16 protein-coding genes are annotated in these 17,695 nt (G+C 61.1%); 11 read left to right on the top strand and 5 right to left on the bottom strand.

From position 1 onward, the window contains the following. Window positions 1-41: 41 nt before the first annotated feature. Window positions 42-2,393, bottom strand: coding sequence for an FdhF/YdeP family oxidoreductase (locus HAQ05_RS11365; RefSeq protein ID WP_190420489.1), 2,352 nt, complete (start codon window positions 2,391-2,393; stop codon window positions 42-44). Window positions 2,394-2,484: 91 nt separating this feature from the next. Continuing rightward, the gene (locus HAQ05_RS11360; protein ID WP_190420487.1) at window positions 2,485-3,522 is read right to left on the bottom strand and encodes an NADP(H)-dependent aldo-keto reductase; all 1,038 of its coding nucleotides are present in this window, start codon (window positions 3,520-3,522) and stop codon (window positions 2,485-2,487) included. Window positions 3,523-3,835: 313 nt separating this feature from the next. On the opposite strand from HAQ05_RS11360, the gene HAQ05_RS11355 reads away from it, so the two are divergent. Beyond that, window positions 3,836-4,096, top strand: coding sequence for a hypothetical protein (locus HAQ05_RS11355; protein ID WP_190420485.1), 261 nt, complete (start codon window positions 3,836-3,838; stop codon window positions 4,094-4,096). A gap of 58 nt (window positions 4,097-4,154) precedes the next feature. Here HAQ05_RS11355 and HAQ05_RS11350 read toward each other — a convergent pair whose 3' ends face one another. Further along, window positions 4,155-5,285 (bottom strand): mechanosensitive ion channel family protein, encoded by a 1,131-nt coding sequence (locus HAQ05_RS11350; protein ID WP_190420482.1) that lies wholly within the window; start codon window positions 5,283-5,285, stop codon window positions 4,155-4,157. Window positions 5,286-5,560: 275 nt separating this feature from the next. Between HAQ05_RS11350 and HAQ05_RS11345 the strand changes: the two genes are divergently transcribed. The 5 genes from HAQ05_RS11345 (at window position 5,561) to HAQ05_RS11330 (ending at window position 9,415) form a co-directional block, all read left to right on the top strand. Then, entirely contained in the window at window positions 5,561-6,328 is a 768-nt protein-coding gene (locus HAQ05_RS11345; protein ID WP_238935107.1) for a FadR/GntR family transcriptional regulator, read from the top strand. Between the two features lie 41 nt (window positions 6,329-6,369). Next, complete coding sequence (locus HAQ05_RS28660; RefSeq protein WP_238936507.1) at window positions 6,370-7,437, top strand: GAF domain-containing protein; 1,068 nt, start codon at window positions 6,370-6,372, stop codon at window positions 7,435-7,437. Continuing rightward, window positions 7,434-8,585, top strand: a complete 1,152-nt coding sequence (locus HAQ05_RS28655; protein ID WP_238936506.1) for an ATP-binding protein — start codon at window positions 7,434-7,436, stop codon at window positions 8,583-8,585. Before HAQ05_RS28660 ends, HAQ05_RS28655 begins: the two co-directional genes overlap by 4 nt. A 127-nt stretch (window positions 8,586-8,712) precedes the next feature. Further along, a complete protein-coding gene (locus HAQ05_RS11335; RefSeq protein WP_190420480.1) occupies window positions 8,713-8,925 on the top strand; it encodes a hypothetical protein in 213 nt (70 codons plus the stop codon). A gap of 151 nt (window positions 8,926-9,076) precedes the next feature. Next, complete coding sequence (locus HAQ05_RS11330) at window positions 9,077-9,415, top strand: hypothetical protein (RefSeq protein ID WP_190420478.1); 339 nt, start codon at window positions 9,077-9,079, stop codon at window positions 9,413-9,415. A gap of 46 nt (window positions 9,416-9,461) precedes the next feature. On the opposite strand, the gene HAQ05_RS11325 is transcribed toward HAQ05_RS11330, so the two are convergent. Next, window positions 9,462-9,902, bottom strand: coding sequence for a CBS domain-containing protein (locus HAQ05_RS11325; RefSeq protein ID WP_190420475.1), 441 nt, complete (start codon window positions 9,900-9,902; stop codon window positions 9,462-9,464). A 167-nt stretch (window positions 9,903-10,069) separates the two neighbouring features. Between HAQ05_RS11325 and HAQ05_RS11320 the strand changes: the two genes are divergently transcribed. From HAQ05_RS11320 to HAQ05_RS11310, 3 genes are all read left to right on the top strand, one after another. After that, window positions 10,070-11,686, top strand: coding sequence for an EAL domain-containing protein (locus tag HAQ05_RS11320; protein ID WP_190420473.1), 1,617 nt, complete (start codon window positions 10,070-10,072; stop codon window positions 11,684-11,686). A 258-nt stretch (window positions 11,687-11,944) separates the two neighbouring features. Beyond that, a complete protein-coding gene (locus HAQ05_RS11315) occupies window positions 11,945-12,469 on the top strand; it encodes a RipA family octameric membrane protein (protein WP_190420471.1) in 525 nt (174 codons plus the stop codon). Between the two features lie 108 nt (window positions 12,470-12,577). Then, window positions 12,578-12,982 carry a hypothetical protein gene (locus tag HAQ05_RS11310; RefSeq protein ID WP_190420469.1) on the top strand — a complete coding sequence of 135 codons (405 nt, stop codon included), beginning with the start codon at window positions 12,578-12,580 and terminating at the stop codon, window positions 12,980-12,982. Window positions 12,983-13,055: 73 nt separating this feature from the next. Here HAQ05_RS11310 and HAQ05_RS11305 read toward each other — a convergent pair whose 3' ends face one another. Next, a complete protein-coding gene (locus tag HAQ05_RS11305; protein ID WP_190420467.1) occupies window positions 13,056-14,750 on the bottom strand; it encodes a sigma-54 interaction domain-containing protein in 1,695 nt (564 codons plus the stop codon). A gap of 182 nt (window positions 14,751-14,932) precedes the next feature. Here HAQ05_RS11305 and HAQ05_RS11300 point away from each other — a divergent pair, with 182 nt between their 5' ends. Beyond that, a complete protein-coding gene (locus tag HAQ05_RS11300; protein WP_190420465.1) occupies window positions 14,933-16,291 on the top strand; it encodes an aspartate aminotransferase family protein in 1,359 nt (452 codons plus the stop codon). Beyond that, the gene (locus HAQ05_RS11295) at window positions 16,288-17,670 is read left to right on the top strand and encodes an aminotransferase family protein (RefSeq protein ID WP_202988058.1); all 1,383 of its coding nucleotides are present in this window, start codon (window positions 16,288-16,290) and stop codon (window positions 17,668-17,670) included. Before HAQ05_RS11300 ends, HAQ05_RS11295 begins: the two co-directional genes overlap by 4 nt. The last annotated feature ends 25 nt before the right edge of the window (window positions 17,671-17,695 follow it).

Here is a 17,695-nt window from a genome sequence, read left to right as displayed (position 1 = left end):
GCCACAAAGGCACAGCCTCGAATCGGCCGCCAACGGCAACGTTATGCCACTTGCCCGGCCACCGGCAACTGTATCGACACGTCGTCGGGGCCCGGTGTGGCGCGCTCGAACGTGACGGGTACGGATTTGGCCGCCGGCACTTTGCTGCGCTCGGCATGGTGCCACAGCGGTACCAACGGGTTGCACTCCGGGTAATAGCCGGCGCAGCAGCCCTCGGGGATGTCATAAGCGAGGATCTGCAGCGGCCCGACCTCTCGGCGCACTTCGGTTTCCACTGCGGTGCGCAGCGTCACCCAACCGAGCGGTTCCAAGCCCAGCCGGGCGATGTCGTTGCGGTGCATCAACACCACCTTGCGGGTGCCTTTCACGCCGCGAAAGCGGTCATCGTAGCCATAGATGGTGGTGTTGAACTGGTCGTTGCTGCGGATCGTCATCAACTGCAGTACATCCCGCCGTTCCCGCCCGGGGTTTACGTCGTTGTCCTCGCTCAGCGCCTTTGGCGTGATAAAAAGCGCCTTGCCAGGTTCGGTGTTCCAACGCCGCTCGGCAGCCGGCAGCGGCCGGCGAAAACCGCCGGGTTGCCACATGCGCTGTTCCATGTCGTGGAAGGTGTCCGGGTAGGTGGCGGCGATGGCTTGGCGGATGAGCCGTGCGTCACGCCGCCAGGCGTCCCAATCGAGCTTGGGGTTCGGCGCCAACGTCGCTTGGGCCAGCCCCGCGATAATCGCCACCTCCGAGCGCAATTGTTCGCTGGCGGGGCGCGCTTGGCTGTTCCAACCATGAATGCAGCCGGTGCTGTCTTCGGTGCTGTACGCTTGGGCGACACCCTCTTGTAGGTCGGTTTCGGTATGGCCCAAGCAGGGCAGCAGCCAATTGTCGGCACAGGTCACCAAATGGCTCCGGTTAAGCTTGGTCGCCACCTGCACGTTCAGCGCCAGGTTGGCCCAGGCCGGCTCCATGCGCGAGGTGTCGGGGATCGCCCGCAAAAAGTTGCCTCCCAGGCTGATGAAGGCCTTCACACTGCCGTCGAGCAGCCCCGCGCAGGCATCCACCGTGGCCAAGCCCTTATGCTCGGGTACGTTGATGTTAAACAACTCGGCGATGCGCTCACCCGGCACCTTGGCCGGGTCTTCGGTAATCCCGACCGTGCGTTGGCCCTGTACGTTGGAGTGGCCACGCACCGGGCAAATACCTGCACCGGGTTTACCGATGTTGCCGCGCAGCAATAGCAGGTTGACCAGCATCTGCACCGTTTCCACCCCGTGGCGGTGCTGGGTCAGGCCCATGCCGTACAGGAAGATCACCCGTTCGCTGCGGGCATACACTGCCGCGGCCGCTTCCATGGCCGCCCGTGATAGGCCGGCGCGCTGTTCAAGTTCGGCCCATTCCCAGCGCCGCACGGCGGCGATGAACTCAACCACGCCGTGGGTGTGCTGGGCGATAAAGGCTTGGTCCAGCACGCTGGGTTGGCCGCCGGCCGAGGTTTGGTCATCCAGCGCCAGCAATGCCTTGGCAATGCCGACCATGGCCGCCAAGTCGCCGCCGATAGCCACTTGGTGGTACTGGGTGCTGACCACCGTAGATTGCGGCCCGACCATCTCAAGGGGCGACTGGGGGTTTACGAAGCGCTCAAGGCCGCGCTCACGCAACGGGTTGAAGGTAATCACCGGCACGCCACGCCGGCGTGCTTCCTGCACCGGGTGAAGCAGCCGCGGGCTGTTGCTGCCTACGTTTTGGCCGAAAAAAAATAGGCAATCGGCCTGGGCGAAATCTTCGAGCGTTACGGTGCCCACCGGCACGCCGATGCTTTCCTGCAGCCCCACCGAGGTGCTTTCATGGCACATGTTGGAGCTGTCGGGCAGGTTATTGTGGCCATAGGCCCGGGCGAACAATTGGTACATGAACGAGGCTTCCAGCGAGGCCCGCCCCGAGGCATAGAACACCGTACTGGCCGGTTTCAGCGCCTTGAGCTTGGCGCCAACGACCGCGTAGGCTTCGTTCCAGCTTACGGGTAGGTAACGGTCGCTGGTGGCGTCGTAGCGCAGCGGTTCGGTCAGGCGCCCTTGTTGCTCCAGCGCTTGGTCAGGCCAACTGCGTAGCTCGCTGAGGCGGTGCTGGGCAAAAAACGCCGCATCGGCGCGATGGGTGGTCAATTCCCACGCGGTGGCCTTGGCGCCGTTTTCGCAGAACTCCAAGGGGTGGGTATGGCCGGGCTTGGCCCAGGCACAACTGACACAGGCAAAACCGCCGGGTTTGTTTTGCCGGTACAGTGCCAAGGGCCCCTGCGCCAGCGCCTGTTCGCGCCAAAGGATATTCATCACCGAGCGCGCCGAGCCCCAGCCACCGGAGGCATGCGTATAGGGGCGATAACGGGCGGAAGAGGGGGTGTGCATAGTGGGCGCGCCTGCAGTCATATTTTGTTACGACGTGCCGGTGCCCGTGAGAGTTCGAATAAACCGCCACGGGGCCGTGGCGGTTTGTGTATCAGGGTGCCGGGTTAGGCTGCGCGGTGTGAATCGCTTCGATCTGCGCCAATAGCTCCTCGCTGAGGGTGAGCGAGGCACTTTCGAGGTTGCTCTTGAGCTGTTCCAAGGTGGTGGCGCCAATGATGTTGCTGGTCACGAAGGGCTGCTGGGTCACAAAGGCCAGGGCCATTTGCGCGGGGTCCAGGCCGTGTTCGTGGGCCAGCTTCACATAGGCTTCGGTCGCGTGTGTAGCTTGCGGCTTGTTGTAGCGCTGAAAGCGCTCGTACAGGGTCAAGCGGCCCTTGGCCGGGCGCGCGCCGCCCAGGTACTTGCCAGCCAACACGCCAAACGCCAAGGGTGAATACGCCAATAGGCCCACGCCCTCACGCAGGGCGACTTCCGCCAGGCCCACCTCGAAGGTGCGGTTGAGCAAGTTGTAGGGGTTCTGGATCGACACCACCCGCGGCCAGCCGCGCGCTTCGGCCAATTGCAAAAAGCGCATGGTGCCCCAAGGCGTCTCGTTGGAAAGGCCGATATGGCGAATTTTACCGGCCTTGACCAATTCATCGAGCACTTCGAGCGTGTCTTCGATAGGGGTGCTCTCGTCATCGGGGTGGTGGGTGTAGCCCAATGGGCCGAAGAAGTTGGCTTTACGATCCGGCCAGTGCAACTGGTACAAGTCCAGGTAATCGGTATTCAAGCGCTCAAGGCTCGCATCGAGCGCGGCGACGATATTCTTGCGGTCCAGCCGCGGGTTGCCGTCGCGGATGTGGTCCATGCGCCCAGGGCCTGCCACTTTGCTGGCCAACACCCAGTCGGCGCGATCACCGAACGTTTTGAAGTAGTTGCCGATGATGCGCTCGGTGCTGGCATAGGTTTGCCCACTGGGCGGTACGGGGTACATCTCGGCGGTATCCAGCGTGTTGATCCCAGCATCCTTGGCCAGCCGAATTTGTTCAAACGCCTGGCTTTCAGTGTTTTGCTCGCCCCAGGTCATGGTGCCGAGGGTGAGGGCGCTGACGGTGGTCGCTGTACGGCCGAGCGGGCGATAATGCATAAGGTTTCCTTTAGTGGGCTGCGCCAGGGCTCTGGGCCGGGCATTGGCAATGAAAAAGGCGAGGGGCCTTAGAGGGCCGGGCGGAAATCGACGCCGCCTTTCGTCGGAAATATTTAGCAAACTAATTAATGTTCGTCCACTACCTAAGTTATCATACAACCGCCGTGGGCAAGGCTCCCTTCGTGCCCGGCACTAGCAGATCGAGTAGGCCTGTTTGAGAGGCCGACCGGGCACCGAGCCCTGTTCGATGGCATAGCCACAGGCATGGCCTGTGGGTTTTGTCCGTTCAATGCACGAGGTTCGAATAGTTGCCATGGGGCGCCAAGTACTGCTGTACCTGTCTCACGTTGTAAAACGCATCATCGATAGCGTCACCCCGCAGGCGCGGGCTACCCGCGATGAAGAAGAACACGAAGGTTTTTCGTTGGCTTCGCTGGTAATGGTCATTGGTTTGTCGCTGTACATCGCAGGTGGCTTGGGTTTCTACGCCAAGACCCATTTGTGGGACACGCTGACCGAGCAGCAGAAAGGCATCGTGATGCAGGCGATGATGAGCAACGACCAGATGTTGTAACACCCGCATCACCTTCGCACTACCTCCGCTTTCGAAGCGGCACTTCCAAAAACAATATTCATACCGGTGGCTGGCGCTCGACGTCCTGGGGTTTCACGCGTTCGTGAACATCCGGGCGGTTTACCCGTGTCGACATTTCGGCACGCAATTGCGGCAGGCACTCTGGGAACTCCCGGTTGATCCAGGTAATCAGGCGCTCGCGCATATGGCAGCGTGCGTCCCAATTGCGGGAGGAATCCGCCGAGCTGAGCAGAACGCGCAGTTGCATCGACTTTTCGCTGGTGTCGGTGACCTGCAGCACGCTCACTCGGCCGTCCCATAAGTGCGGGATCTCTTCGCAGATGGCTTTGACTTCTTCGCGCAGCGCTTCCAGCGGCAGGGAGTAATCGACCCAGAGAAACACCGAGCCGATCAGCATGGAGCTGCTGCGCGTCCAGTTCTGGAAAGGTTTTTCGATAAAGTAAGTCAGCGGCACCACCAAGCGCCGCTCGTCCCAGATCTTGACCACCACATAGCTGCCGGTGATTTCTTCGATTCGCCCCCATTCGCCTTCGACGATAACCACATCGTCCAGGCGGATGGGCTGCGATATCGCGATCTGCAGGCCGGCGATCAGGTTACCGAGCACCGGCTTGGCGGCAAAACCCGCAGCCAGGCCCGCCAGCCCCGCCGAGGCGAGCAAGCTGGTGCCGATTTGCTTGACTGCTGGGAAGCTCATCAGCATCAGGCCGGTGCCGAACAGGATCACCACCACGTTCAGGCAGCGCACCAGCACCTTGACTTGGGTCTGGATACGCCGCGCGGTAAGGTTATCCTCAACCTCCAGGGGGTTTTTCAGGCTCACGGTTTCGGCCACCGCGCGCACACAGCGCAGGGCCCACCAGATAAACGCCAGCACCACCAGCAGGCCATTGCTGTGGCGCACGCTGTTGATCATGGGTAAGTCGTCGGGGGCGCCGGTCCATACCGACTGCAGCGCCAACAAGGGCAGCAGCCACAGGCTCGGTTGGGTCGAGTGGGCGATCAACTGCTGGGCCAGGGTGAACGAGTTGGCAATACGCCGCAGCACCACCAAGCCGGCCCAACGGGCCACTAATACAATGGCCACCGCCATGAGCGCAGCGATCAATGTGCTGACCCAGGGTAGCGGTATACGGTCGAGCCACGCTTCGGGTATCAGGTCATTCATCGGCCGGGCTTCGTTCGGTGGCGGTGTAGTTACCGACCGACGTGTCTAGCCAGGGTTCCCCCGGGCTACACGCTGTTTTGTGGCCAAGCTGTGATGGTGCCCTATAGTCCCGGTCGCGGGCCTGCGCTGTGCGTATCTGGTACCCACCCAAGGCCGCCGCGGCGCAGCACTATCGCTGGGCGCGCGCAGGCGCCATCAGGTAGTGCGAACGGGTCGTACACGCGGGTTGCGCTTGCTATATGATGCGGTTTCTACCCCTGGACGAAGACTGTACCTTGCCTATCGAACTTTCCCTGACTGGCCACCCACCGCGGCGTTCACGCAGCCTGGCGCAGACCCTGGTCGATGAGATGTCCCGGTTGATCGAGCAGGGCACGCTCAAGCCCGGCGACAAACTGCCTAGCGAAGTCGAGCTGATGGAAGTGGGCGGCGTGAGCCGCTCGGTGGTGCGCGATGCGCTGTCGCGTTTGCAAGTGGCCGGGTTGGTCGAGACCCGCCGCGGCATTGGCACCTTTGTGCTCAATACTCCAGGCAGCGACGTCAGCCGGTTGGACCCATCGTCGATCGTCACCTTGCAGGATGTGATCGCCATCCTCGACGTGCGCATGAGCTTCGAGGTAGAGGCCGCCGGCATCGCCGCATTGCGCCGCACCGAAGCACAACTGCAAGCGATGCAGCAAGCCCTGGCGCGCTTCGAGCTGGCCAGCGACACCGGCGGCTCCATCGTGTCCGATTTCCAGTTCCACTTGCAGATCGCCGCGGCCACCAATAACCGTTATTTCACCGAGATCATCACCCATTTCGGTACCAGCATGTTCCCCCGGGCGCGCCTGAACAGCGCTGCCATCGCCCGCCTCGACCGCCAGCAAACCCACAGCCGGCTGGTGCGTGAGCATGAGCACATCTACAACGCCATTGCCCGGGTGGACTACGACGCGGCCCGCGCAGCGATGCGCGTGCACCTGTCCAACAGCCGTGCACGGGTGATGAAGGCCCACCAGCAGGCCAGCGGTGAATACTCGAACTCCGCGCCAACGGAATAATCTCAACCAGTATCCCACCTACACTGGCGTGCCGTTTGTTAATGAACCCATCCGATACCGCCGCGCTACACATCGAAAACCGCCGCCTGCAGGCACAATTGGCGGCGCTTCGCCAGGAACGCCTCGAAGCAGACGCGCTGCATGCAGCGGACCAGGCGCATTATCGCGGCCTGCTCGGCTCGCTGAATTCTGGCTTTTGCCTGATCCACGTGCGGTTTGCCGAAGACGGGCACGCCCAGGATTACCGGTTTCTCGAAACCAATGCCGCGTTCGAGCGGCATACCGGCCTGCACGATGCCAGCGGCCGCTGGATGCGTGACCTGGCGCCGCAGCACGAACAGCACTGGTTCGACATGTATGGCCAGATCGTTCGCAGCGGTGAAGCGCGCCGGTTCGTCGACCATGCTCACGCGCTGAACCGCTGGTACGAAGTACACGCCACTCGCGTGGGGGCCGTAGAGCTTGCCCAGGTGGCGGTACTGTTCACCGACATCACTGCCCGCCGTTTGACCGAGCAGGCCCTGCGCCTGAGCGACCGCCTGCTGGCATTGACAGAGCCGGAGGCGATGGCGTTCGAGGCGGCCCGCACCATTGGCAGCCTGTTAGGCATTGACCGCGCCGGCTATTGTGAGGTCGACATCGAGACGGCCAGTTTGCACGTGCGCAATGACTGGTACGTAGAAGACCTGCTCAGCCTGGCGGGCGAACACCGCCTGCCCGAGCTGGGGGCTTTTTTTCAGCGCTTGCTGGCCGGCGAACCGGTGATCGTCGAGGACGTGCGCGCCGACCCGCGCATTACCGCCGTGCAGCGCCTGCTCGACGACGGTGTCGTTTCGTTCGTGAGCTTCCCGTTGGTCGAGGGCCAGCGCACGGTGGCGGTGATGTACCTAGCTTGCCGCCGCCAGCGCATATGGACCGCTGAGCAATTACAGTTCGTGCGCGAAGTGGCCGGGCGCACGCGCAATGCCTTGGAACGGCGCCGTGCCGAAAACCAATTACGTGCGTTGAACGCTTCGCTCGAAGACTTGGTCCAGGCACGCAGCGCAGAACTGTTACGCTCTGAAGAGCTGCTGCGACAATCGCAGAAAATGGAAGCGGTTGGCCATTGACCGGTGGCATTGCGCACGACTTCAATAACCTGCTCACCGGGATCTCCGGCTGCTTGGAACTGCTGCGCGCGCGCGTGCAACAAGGCCGTTTGGCCGAGTTGGATCGTTACCTGGATGCCGCCGAAGGCGCCAGCCGCCGTGCCGCGGCGCTTACCCATCGGCTGTTGGCGTTTTCCCGGCGGCAAACGCTGGACCCGCAGCCCACCGACTTGAACCAACTGGTGGCCGGCATGCAAGAGCTGATCGGCCGCACCATGGGGCCTGCGGTGGCGACCCGGGTAGCACCCGAAACGGTGCTGTGGAGTACCCAGGTAGACCCGCATCAGTTGGAGAACGCCTTGCTCAACCTGTGCATCAATGCCCGGGACGCAATGCCGGAGGGCGGCGAAGTGTGCATCGCTACGCACAACTGCACGCTCGGCATGCAGGAGGCCGGCCCCTTGCAATTGGAGGTGGGTGACTACGTGATGTTGAGCGTGACCGACAATGGCATTGGCATGGCCGCCGACGTATTGGCCAAGGCGTTCGACCCATTCTTCACCACCAAGCCGTTGGGCATGGGTACCGGGTTGGGCTTATCGATGATCTACGGCTTTGCCCGGCAGTCCGGCGGCATGGCCTGGATCGAATCACACCCGGGCCAGGGTACTTGTGTGCGCCTGTACCTTCCGCGCTGCCATACCCTAGCCGTGGAGTCGCCAAGCGGTGCGGTAGGCGCCAGCACGCCGGTGGCAAGCGGCGGTACGGTATTGGTGGTCGATGACGAGCCCACGGTGCGCGCCTTGGTGGTCGACATCCTCACCGACCTCGGCTGCACCTTGGTCGAGGCGGCAGAGGGTACCGCGGGCCTGCAATTGCTGAGGTCGAACCTCCAGGTTGACCTGCTGGTCACCGACATCGGCCTGCCTGGCGGCCTCAATGGCCGGCAGTTCGCCGATGCGGCGCGGCAATTGCGCCCAAATTTGAAAGTGCTGTTCATTACCGGTTACGCCGAGCAGGCGGTGCTGGGCGCCGGTGAACTGGCCGACGGCATGCACATCATGACCAAGCCCTTCAGCGTAGAAGCTTTAGGGCAGCGGGTCACGCGCTTGTTGGAGGGTGAGCGAGCGCCGGCGCGCGAACCCGGTGGGAAACGCTCAGAGCGTTAGCTGCGATTTCGGCTTTTTTTCGCCGAATCGCCAAACGGCCGCGCGCTAGACGCGCGCAAGGGTGGAACTGGACTGAACCCTGGCATACACTACGGCTCAACAATAAAAACAACATAAGGGGTGCATCATGATCGACTACAAAACCGAACATCGCTGCCTGCTTTGCGAAGTCGCCGCTGGCCGCCAATACCTGTATACCCGGCCTGGCCGCACCGTACAGGCCCTGATACTGGCTGGCTTTCTCGCCACACACACCCACTACGACAGCGCCGGCCAGGCGCAGACCCTGCTGCAGCTCACGCCGGCCGGGCATCGCTACCTGGGCGGCCTGTGGTACTGACCCGCCCGGCGCCCAGGGAGAATGGGCGCCATGGCTGCGCAAGGCTCCGTTGCTGCCATAGTCGCCGCCGAGGCCCCCGACCTCGGTAGCCGACGCGGTAGCTGACGTGAGCCTGCTACAGTGATGGCCACACGCTAACAGAGGAAGGTGTATGAAAAACGTGGCACTGGGTTTGATCGTGGCCGGGCTGCTGGCAGGCTGCAGCAGCACAGCGCAACAGCCAGGCGGCGCCAGCTTTACCGCCAGCACTGCCAAGGCACCGCAGCAATATGCCGATTGCTTGTTGCCCAAGTGGCAGGCTTGGCGCCCCGAGGCGCAGCAAAGCGCCACCGATACGGGTGTGAAACTCACCGCTACCGCAGGCTTCACCCACGCGTATATTAACGCGCTGGTGGATCGCGAAGGCGACGGTTCCAGCGTGAAACTGTTCGTGCCGATCCAGTGGCAGGAATCGACAGCCTGGACCGATATGGCCAAGCAGTGCCTGTGAAGGCCCTGCTTCAAGCCACAGTGTTCACCGTTTAGCTACTGGGGGGTCATTCCCCCCGAATGTACTGCTGCAATTGCTCGATCAGGCTGGCCTGTTCGGCAATGGCTTCCTTGACCAGGTCGCCGATCGACAGCAGCCCCACCAGTTTGCCATTGTCTACCACCGGCAAGTGGCGCAGGTGGCTGTCGGTCATGATCGCCATGCAGGCCTCCAGGCTGTCTGCCAGGCCCACGGTGATCACCGGTGCGCTCATGATTGCGCGTACGGGCGTCGTGCTCGACTGGCGCTTTTGCAATACGATCTTGCGCGCATAGTCGCGTTCACTGAGCACGCCCACCACTTGCCCATCGGCCACCACCGGCAAGGCGCCCACGTTGTGCTCGGCCATCCGCTGCACAGCCTCCAGCACAGGCTGGTCGGGCCCGATGGTGTGCACCTGGGCGGTGTGTTTGAGTTTGAGTTTGAGTAATTGTGCGACGTTTTTCATTATTATGGCCCCACTGGCTGGGAGAGTTAGGGAATGAAGCTTGGCCCGGGTCCGTTACGCTTGCCAATACAGTTACGCCATCGGTGTGATTGAAAAACCTGATGCATGGGCCGTTGCGCTGGGTGAAGCGGCTAAGCTAACACGCAAACCGTTTTGGGAGCTGGGCAGTGAACCGTCACCGCGTGATCGCCGTTAGTATCGCATTGGCCGTGGTGGCGGCCGTTCTCCCGGTGGTGCTGGCGGCGTGGCTGGCCTGGCAAGGCGCGTTGAATGCTGAAAACGCCAGGCTTACCAACGTGGCAGAGTTGGCCCTGGCCCGTGCCGAGCGCTCTTTCAGGGGGGCCGCCCAAGTGTTGGGTACGATGCAGGCCACGACGCTGGCGCCGTGCTCTGAGGCGCACATCGCACATATGCAAGCGCTCACGGCCAACACACCATTCATCGAAGAGGTGGGTTACATCGCCGGCGGTATGCTGCGGTGCAGCTCCTGGGGGGTGGTGCAAACCCAGGTCAACGCAACGCCTGCGGATTTTCGCAGCGCCGACGGCATTGACGTGCACACCCAGGTGCAGCCGCTGGTGGCGCAGGGCTCGACCATGGTGGCCTTGCAACAAGGCGACTACAACGTGCTGATTTTACCGGCGCGGTTGGTGGATGTGATCACCGACCGCGACGTGCAGATCGGCCTGCGTGCGAGCAATGGCCAATGGATCGCGACCAGCGCCGGGGCCAGCGCGCAATGGCTGGGTGAGGCCCACCCGGATTGGCTGCAGGCACAGGTGCAGGGCGAGGGTTGGCAGGCGGTGGCCATGCAACCCCGTGAGCACCTGCGTGGCGCGCTGGGCCGTGAGTTGCTTTGGCTGTTGCCCATCGGCATGCTGACCGCGGCGGTGCTGGTGGCGTGGGTGGTGTGGCTGAGCCGCAAGCGGCTGTCGCCTTTGGCGGAACTGGCGCTGGCCGTGCGCCATGAAGAATTCGTGGTGCATTATCAACCCATCATGCAATTGGCCACGGGCGTTTGCGTGGGGGCCGAGGCGTTGGTGCGCTGGCAACGGCCCGACGGCACTATGGTTCGGCCAGATCTGTTCATTCCATTGGCCGAAGAGAGTGGCTTGGTACAGCCGATCACCGACCAGGTGGTGCGGGCCGTAGTGCGCGAATTGGGTACGTTGTTGGCGGCCGACCGCAGCGTGCACATCGCGGTGAACCTGTGCGCAGAAGACATCAAAAGCGGGCGCATCCTGCCGGTGATCGACCAGGCGTTGCACGGCACCGATGTGCGCCCCGAGCAACTGTGGTTGGAGGCGACCGAGCGTGGCTTCATGGCCCCCGACAGTGCCCGGCAAACGATCGAGGCGGCGCGCGCCCGCGGCCATTCGGTGGCGATCGACGATTTCGGCACGGGGTTTTCGAGCTTGCAGTACTTGCAGAACCTGCCCCTGGATGCGCTCAAAATCGATAAGGCGTTCATTGATACCCTCGGGGCCGAGGCTGCCACCAGTTCTGTGACCGGGCACATCATCGACATGGCCCGGGCGCTGAACCTGTTCATCGTCGCCGAAGGAATAGAAACCCAGGCCCAGGCCGACTACCTGCGCGCCCGCCAGGTCGACTTCGGCCAAGGCTGGCTGTACGCCAAGGCCATGCCTGCTGAACAGTTCACGGCGTTTTACCAGCATTGTAAAGCGCAGGTGGGCAGCGGGCCGGCGGTGGTCCAGGTGGCCCGGCCTGGCCATGCCCAGGCGGGCGGGGGGCCTTTACCTTCAGCACCGCTGGCCAAGTAGCGCGACAGCCGCCTGCCCATGCCCGCTATGCGATGCTTCGGCCGTGCTAATTGGCCGGCGTTCGGCAGTTCGAGGGAACCGGGCGGTGGCCGGCGCAGCCATATCGCTGTGGGTACCTGAAAGTTGGCGGCGTAGCCGCCCCACGCCATGGCCCTGCGATGATCGTCCTGACGCCGACGACGACATGCATGCGGCAATGCTTGTGCGAACTTCCGAGAAACCCGCCGGCCATACCTCGCCGCCAAAAAAGGGCTGTTCATGCAAAGAATCATCGTCGACCCTCCGGCCACGGCCGGTACTGGGGCAGCGGAGTCCGGGGTGTTCGACTCCCCGCGGGCACGCTTGGATTTCTACCGCCATGAAATCCATTTTGAATCGAGCTTATTGTCTAACCGTACCAATGCTTACCTCTCGGCGCAGTCGTTTCTGGTGATCGCTTATGCGTCGTCAATGGCCAACGTCAATGCCTCCTGGGGGCATTTATTCACCTTGGTGGTACCCACCTTGCTGGCACTGTTGGGGATGGTGAGTTCGATGCACGCCTGGCCGGGTATTCGCGCGTCGTATGAAATCATCTGCCATTGGCAGTTCAAGCAGCGCCAATTGCTGGCCAGCGAACCGGCCATGGGCCAGGCCTACGACGACTCACCGCTGTTCAGCGACTGGGAAAACAGCAAGAAGGGCTACCATGTTTCCTTGTTGTTCAGCCTGCGTACGCCTTGGATCTTCAGTGCGTTCTGGCTGATGCTGGGCGGGTTTTCGTTATGGGCCCAATTGCGCTGAGCCTGTTACTGCTGCCCGGGGCTGCCCAGGGCACCAAGGCGGCTGCCTGGCGTGAGCCGTGCCCATAGCGATGGGCAACGGCGTACAGCCCGGCTATGCTTCTGAGCCATGAGCGACCCACCGTTGATCCTGCGACATCCCTGCCCACCCGGTGCCTGCGTTTGCGACCGCGAACAATTGCTGGCGACACCGGGGGCGGACTTGCGCATCCTGCGATTGACCCGGGCCGAGGAAAAGCGCTTGGTCGAGCGCTTGGAGGCACTGGCCACCCTGCAAGACCTTACCCATATGCAACGGCGCATGTATGAGCAGTTGGGGCTGCAGGTAGAGGTCGCGCCGGGGCCAAACGAGGTGCGCACCATGCGTGGCCTCCGCATCGAGGTGCTGGGGCCGCCGGGGCTGTGCCGCAAAACCCGCCAGTCGATTCCGGCTGCGATACGCCGGGCGCTGGAGAAGCGCCCGGAGATCGCCTGGGCGCTGCTCGATGCCAATGACCTGCTCAGGGATGCCTGACGCAGGCCGTTTACGGTACGGCCTAGGCCAGCAGGAAAACCGCGCTGCACCCTGTGCCTCCCTTTTAGGTCGGTTATTGCTCGTAGCTCACGTGCTTCTTGATACCGTGCCGTTGGATCTTTCGCACCAGGGTCGATTGGTCCAACCCTAGGGCCTTTGCAGCTTGCCGAATGCTTGGATGCCGCGCCAGAGCAGCCACGATGATCTGCTTTTCGTAGCGCTTTACCTGCATCGTCAGGTCGCCGGAGCTATCAACCGCGGCGGGCTGGTTGGCCAAGTGTGCGCCGTCGATGTCCTGTGTTATGCCTGGCGCGGCGCCAGGCCCGAGCTCTTTACGCACCTGTACCGCAGAGATTGCGTTGTCCAAAGAGGTAATACACAGCCGCTCGACAATATTGCGCAACTGCCTGATGTTGCCGGGCCAATCATGCTGCACGAGAATGGCCAGGGCGTCTTCGCTGAAATAGCGTTGCATTTGGTACTTTTGCGTCAGCTCATTGAGAAACATTTCAATGAGGCTCGGAATATCGAGCCGGCGGTGGCGAAGTGGCGGAATATGCAGCGGTAGGATATTCAGCCGATAGAACAGATCCTCTCTGAAGGCGCCGCATCGCACTCGCTGCTCTAGGTCGCGATTGGTCGCAGCGATAATACGAACGTCGACCTTGATGGGCGTAAGGCCGCCCACGCGGGTGATTTCGAGTTCCTGTAATGCTCGCAACAGCTTTGTTTGGAGCTGCAGCGGCAGTTCTCCCACCTCGTCCAGAAACAGGGTTCCTCCTTGGGCCAGTTCAAATAAGCCAATTTTCCCCTTGGCCTTTGCCCCGGTAAAGGCACCGCCTTCGTAACCGAACAGCTCCGACTCAAGCAGGTTCTCTGGAATGGCACCACAGTTGATGCATACCAGGTTCTTCGCGCTGCGAGGGCTGGTTTCATGCATGTATTTAACCCACATCTCCTTGCCTACGCCCGACTCGCCAAGTACTAACACCGTGGCGTCTACACCAGCAATCCGCGTCGCGCGCTCCATCACCGACTTCATGGCGGCGTCGTTCAAGACGATCTTTTTGGCGGGCACGCCAACGGAGCGGAAATTGCCCATCACCTCGATCATGGCCCGGTTGTTCTTCTCGAGGCGGGAGATTTCCGACTCCAGGTTCTTCAAGTGTGTAAGGTCGCGGCTGCTGGAGGTCACGAATCGAACGTTGCCTTGCTCATCAAAGATAGGAACCGCAGACACGAGTATCTTTCGGCCATTGGCGTAGTCTTGCAGGAGGTTGACAGGGCGGCGTTGCGACAACACCTGCAGCGTCGCCGAGTTGGAAACCAGCCCTTCCGTTACGCACGTTTGCATCGATTTCCCCGTGCAATCGCTGCCCACCAGCACGCGGTCTTCGCGATTCTGAAAAAGGACGACCCCGCTGCTGTCGCAGACCACGATCCCGTCAGAGATCGAATCCAGAACTTGAATCACCGCCGGGCCGAATGGCTCACTGAGCCCTGCCAATGGCGTGAGGGTTGCCGCCCCGATCAGATGGATGGAGCCCAGCAGGCCAGCTTCGCAGTCGATGGCGTCTACCTGCGCGTGGGGCCACAACACACAAAACCTTCTCGCGCCGGCGCGCAGCAATGCAATCGTATCGTCCAGATGAGGGAGGCTGAGTGTCCTGCTGCTCGCTAAAAGCGATTCCTTCGTGCATTGCCCATCGATCAGAAAATTAAAAGCTGATTCGATGTTGATAAACGCTCGCGTAAGGTCGTCGCTCATATGCCCGTGATACCCGCTCAATTCGCATCAGTGATGCATAATAACATCGAAATGATGCATTAACGCATCGGATATAAACCGCGAGTGAATTCTATCGATTTGTAGTCGTTAAAAATCAATTGGTTACAGTGATTCAACATTGGCACGTTTGCTGCTCTGGCATTGTCACGCTGAACATCCGTATGGACGAAAACATGACAGTAATCGAGCAATACCGCGATGCCGTAGAGCACCTTTATCGCAGCAGAACGTCTCAATCTGCGGCGCTGCATGAGCAAGCCAAGGCTGTTCTGCCGGGCGGCGTGACCCGCTTTACCAATTTTTATCCGCCGTATCCGCTCACGATGGTCGCGGCGAAGGGTTGCATGCTTCTGGACGCGGATGGGCACGATTATCTGGACTTCGTCGGCAATTACGGCTCGTTGATCCACGGCCATACCAATCCGGCAATACTTGAAGCAGTGCGTGCTCAACTGGGTAAGGGAACCGCCATCGCCGCGTCGATTCCCGAACACACTCGCTTCGCCCAAATGCTCTGCGCAAGAATTCCTTCCGCAGAAATGGTGCGCTTTTGCAATTCGGGCTTGGAAGCCACGATGTATGCACTGCGCGTAGCCCGGGCCTACTCCGGCAAAAGTGGCTTCATCAAGATGCAAGGCGGCTACCATGGCTTGCACGACGCTGTTGAGTTTTCTACTTCAGCGCAAGGGCCTGACTCGGTTATGCAGCCCAACTGTCCGGGCATCGCCCCAAGTGCCGCGAATGAGATTTTCGTCGTTCCGTTCAACGACCTAGCGGCCGTTGAAACCACGCTGCAAACCCATGGTTCACACATCGGAACAATAATGCTTGAGCCGGTGATGGGGGCCGCAGGAATGATCCTGCCAGCACCGGGATACCTGCAGGGGCTTCGCGCGCTGGCAGATAAATACCAATGCGTGCTGATTTTCGATGAGATCCAGACCTTGCGCATGGGCGAGGGCGGCGCCCAGGCGCTTTATGGTGTTACGCCTGACTTGACCACGATTGCGAAGATTATCGGTGGCGGGTTTCCCGTCGGCGCGGTGTGTGGTTTGCGCAAGGTCATGAGCCTGTTTGACCCATCGAGCAGCGGGGTGGTGAATCACGGCGGAACCTTCAGCGGCAATAATATTTCCCTCGTCGCCGGGCTTAAGGCTATGGAACTGCTGGATGGCGCTGCGATTACGCGCTTGGAGTCGCTGTCGGCAGCGCTTGAGCAAGGTATCCAGAATGCCCTGTCCCAGCTGCATAGCCCCTGTGTAGTGACGCGCGCCGGGTCGATGTTGCACATTCACTTCGCGCGGCAGGCACCGCAGCGCGCCGAGCCGGCCGCGCCCTATGCGGCCGGGCTCTACCGGGTGCTGCATGTGTCTTTGTTGAACAATGGCGTCTTTATCTCGCCCCGCGGAACCCTTTATGTCTCCACGGCTATGAATGCCGAGCATATCGCGCTGGCTACCCGCACGATCGAGGCAGCGGTACCGGCAATGAACGCCTTCCTGGCGGAACAAAAGCAATGAGCGAAATCGATTACAACCGTTGCTCACGTGAACAGCTCGTGGAATGGGACCGCCTGCACCATATGCATGCTGTGACCTCGCTACAGCACCAGCATTTGCATGGCCCTTCACTGATGTTGTCCAGGGCACAGGGCATCTACTTCTATGACTGCAACGGCACTCGTTATATCGATGGTTTGTCTGGCCAATGGAACGTCCACCTGGGGCATGGCCGCAAGGAACTGGCTGAAACAGCCGCCGAACAGATATTGACCTTGACCTACGGTTCCACGCTCTCCGGGATGGCGAATGCGCCCGCCGCGATGCTGGCCAAGAAACTCAGTACCCTTACGCCTGGCGATTTGAACGTCAGCTTCTTCGTAAGCGGCGGCTCGGAAGCCAACGAAACCGCGTTCAAGTTGGCGCGCTTTTATTGGAAAACCAAGGGGCAGCCTAACCGTACTGATATCATTTGCATCCAAAATGGTTATCACGGTTTAACGATTGCAGCTTCGGCCGCCACTGGCATTCGTGCCTACAACACGATGACTGAGGCCAACGCCCCAGGCTTCTACCACGCCACCGGGTACCTGACTGAATGCGAAAAAGGTGACCGTACTCATCCTGATTACGCTTCGAGCATTCGAGGTATGATCGAGAAGCTCGGCGAGCAACAGGTCGCGGCGGTCATCTTGGAGCCGATCCAAGGTGCGGGCGGGGTACACATCTGCCCCGATGACTATCTGCCGGCCGTTAGGCGCCTGTGTGATGAATTCGGGATTCTGCTGATCATCGATGAGGTCGTCACGGGCTTTGGCCGCACTGGCAAGATGTTTGCCGTCGAGCATTGGGGTGTGGTTCCGGATATCCTTACCGTCGCCAAAGGTATTAGCAGCGGCTACGTCCCTATGGGTGCGGCGATCTTGCGAGACGCCCTGCTCAAAGAGATGCTTGAGCAGGGCGCCGATTTCCTGCCCCATGGGTTTACCGCAAGCGGGCACCCGGTGGCCTGTGCCGTAGCAATGCGCAATATCGAGCTGATCGAGCAAGAGCGGCGCCCGCAGTATGCGGCCGCTATGGAATCGACCTTGCTCAAGGAGATGTCTGCGCTGGCGAGCAAGCACCCTATGGTTACGACCTTCCGCGCGCGGGGGCTTATCGGCGCAATCGAAGTCTCCACACAGGGCCTGATGCAACCCCAGCCAACGGACGACAACGACCTTGCAGCCCGTATCTATGGCGCCTGTCTCGCACGCGGCCTGCGTATTCGTTCACTGACCAATCCTGATGGAAGGCAAATCATAGCAATGGCTCCGCCATTGATCATCACCGCCGCCCAATTGAACGAGATGTTTGAAATTCTCTCAGCAGCGCTGAGCGACGTAATAGCCCGCCCATAATAATAACTTAAGCATTACTTTTTAC

This window comes from Pseudomonas typographi (assembly GCF_014694385.1).
Classification (GTDB): domain Bacteria; phylum Pseudomonadota; class Gammaproteobacteria; order Pseudomonadales; family Pseudomonadaceae; genus Aquipseudomonas; species Aquipseudomonas typographi.
The sequence above is the reverse complement of the archived record's forward strand: the minus strand, read 5'-3'. Positions and strand labels throughout refer to the sequence as shown.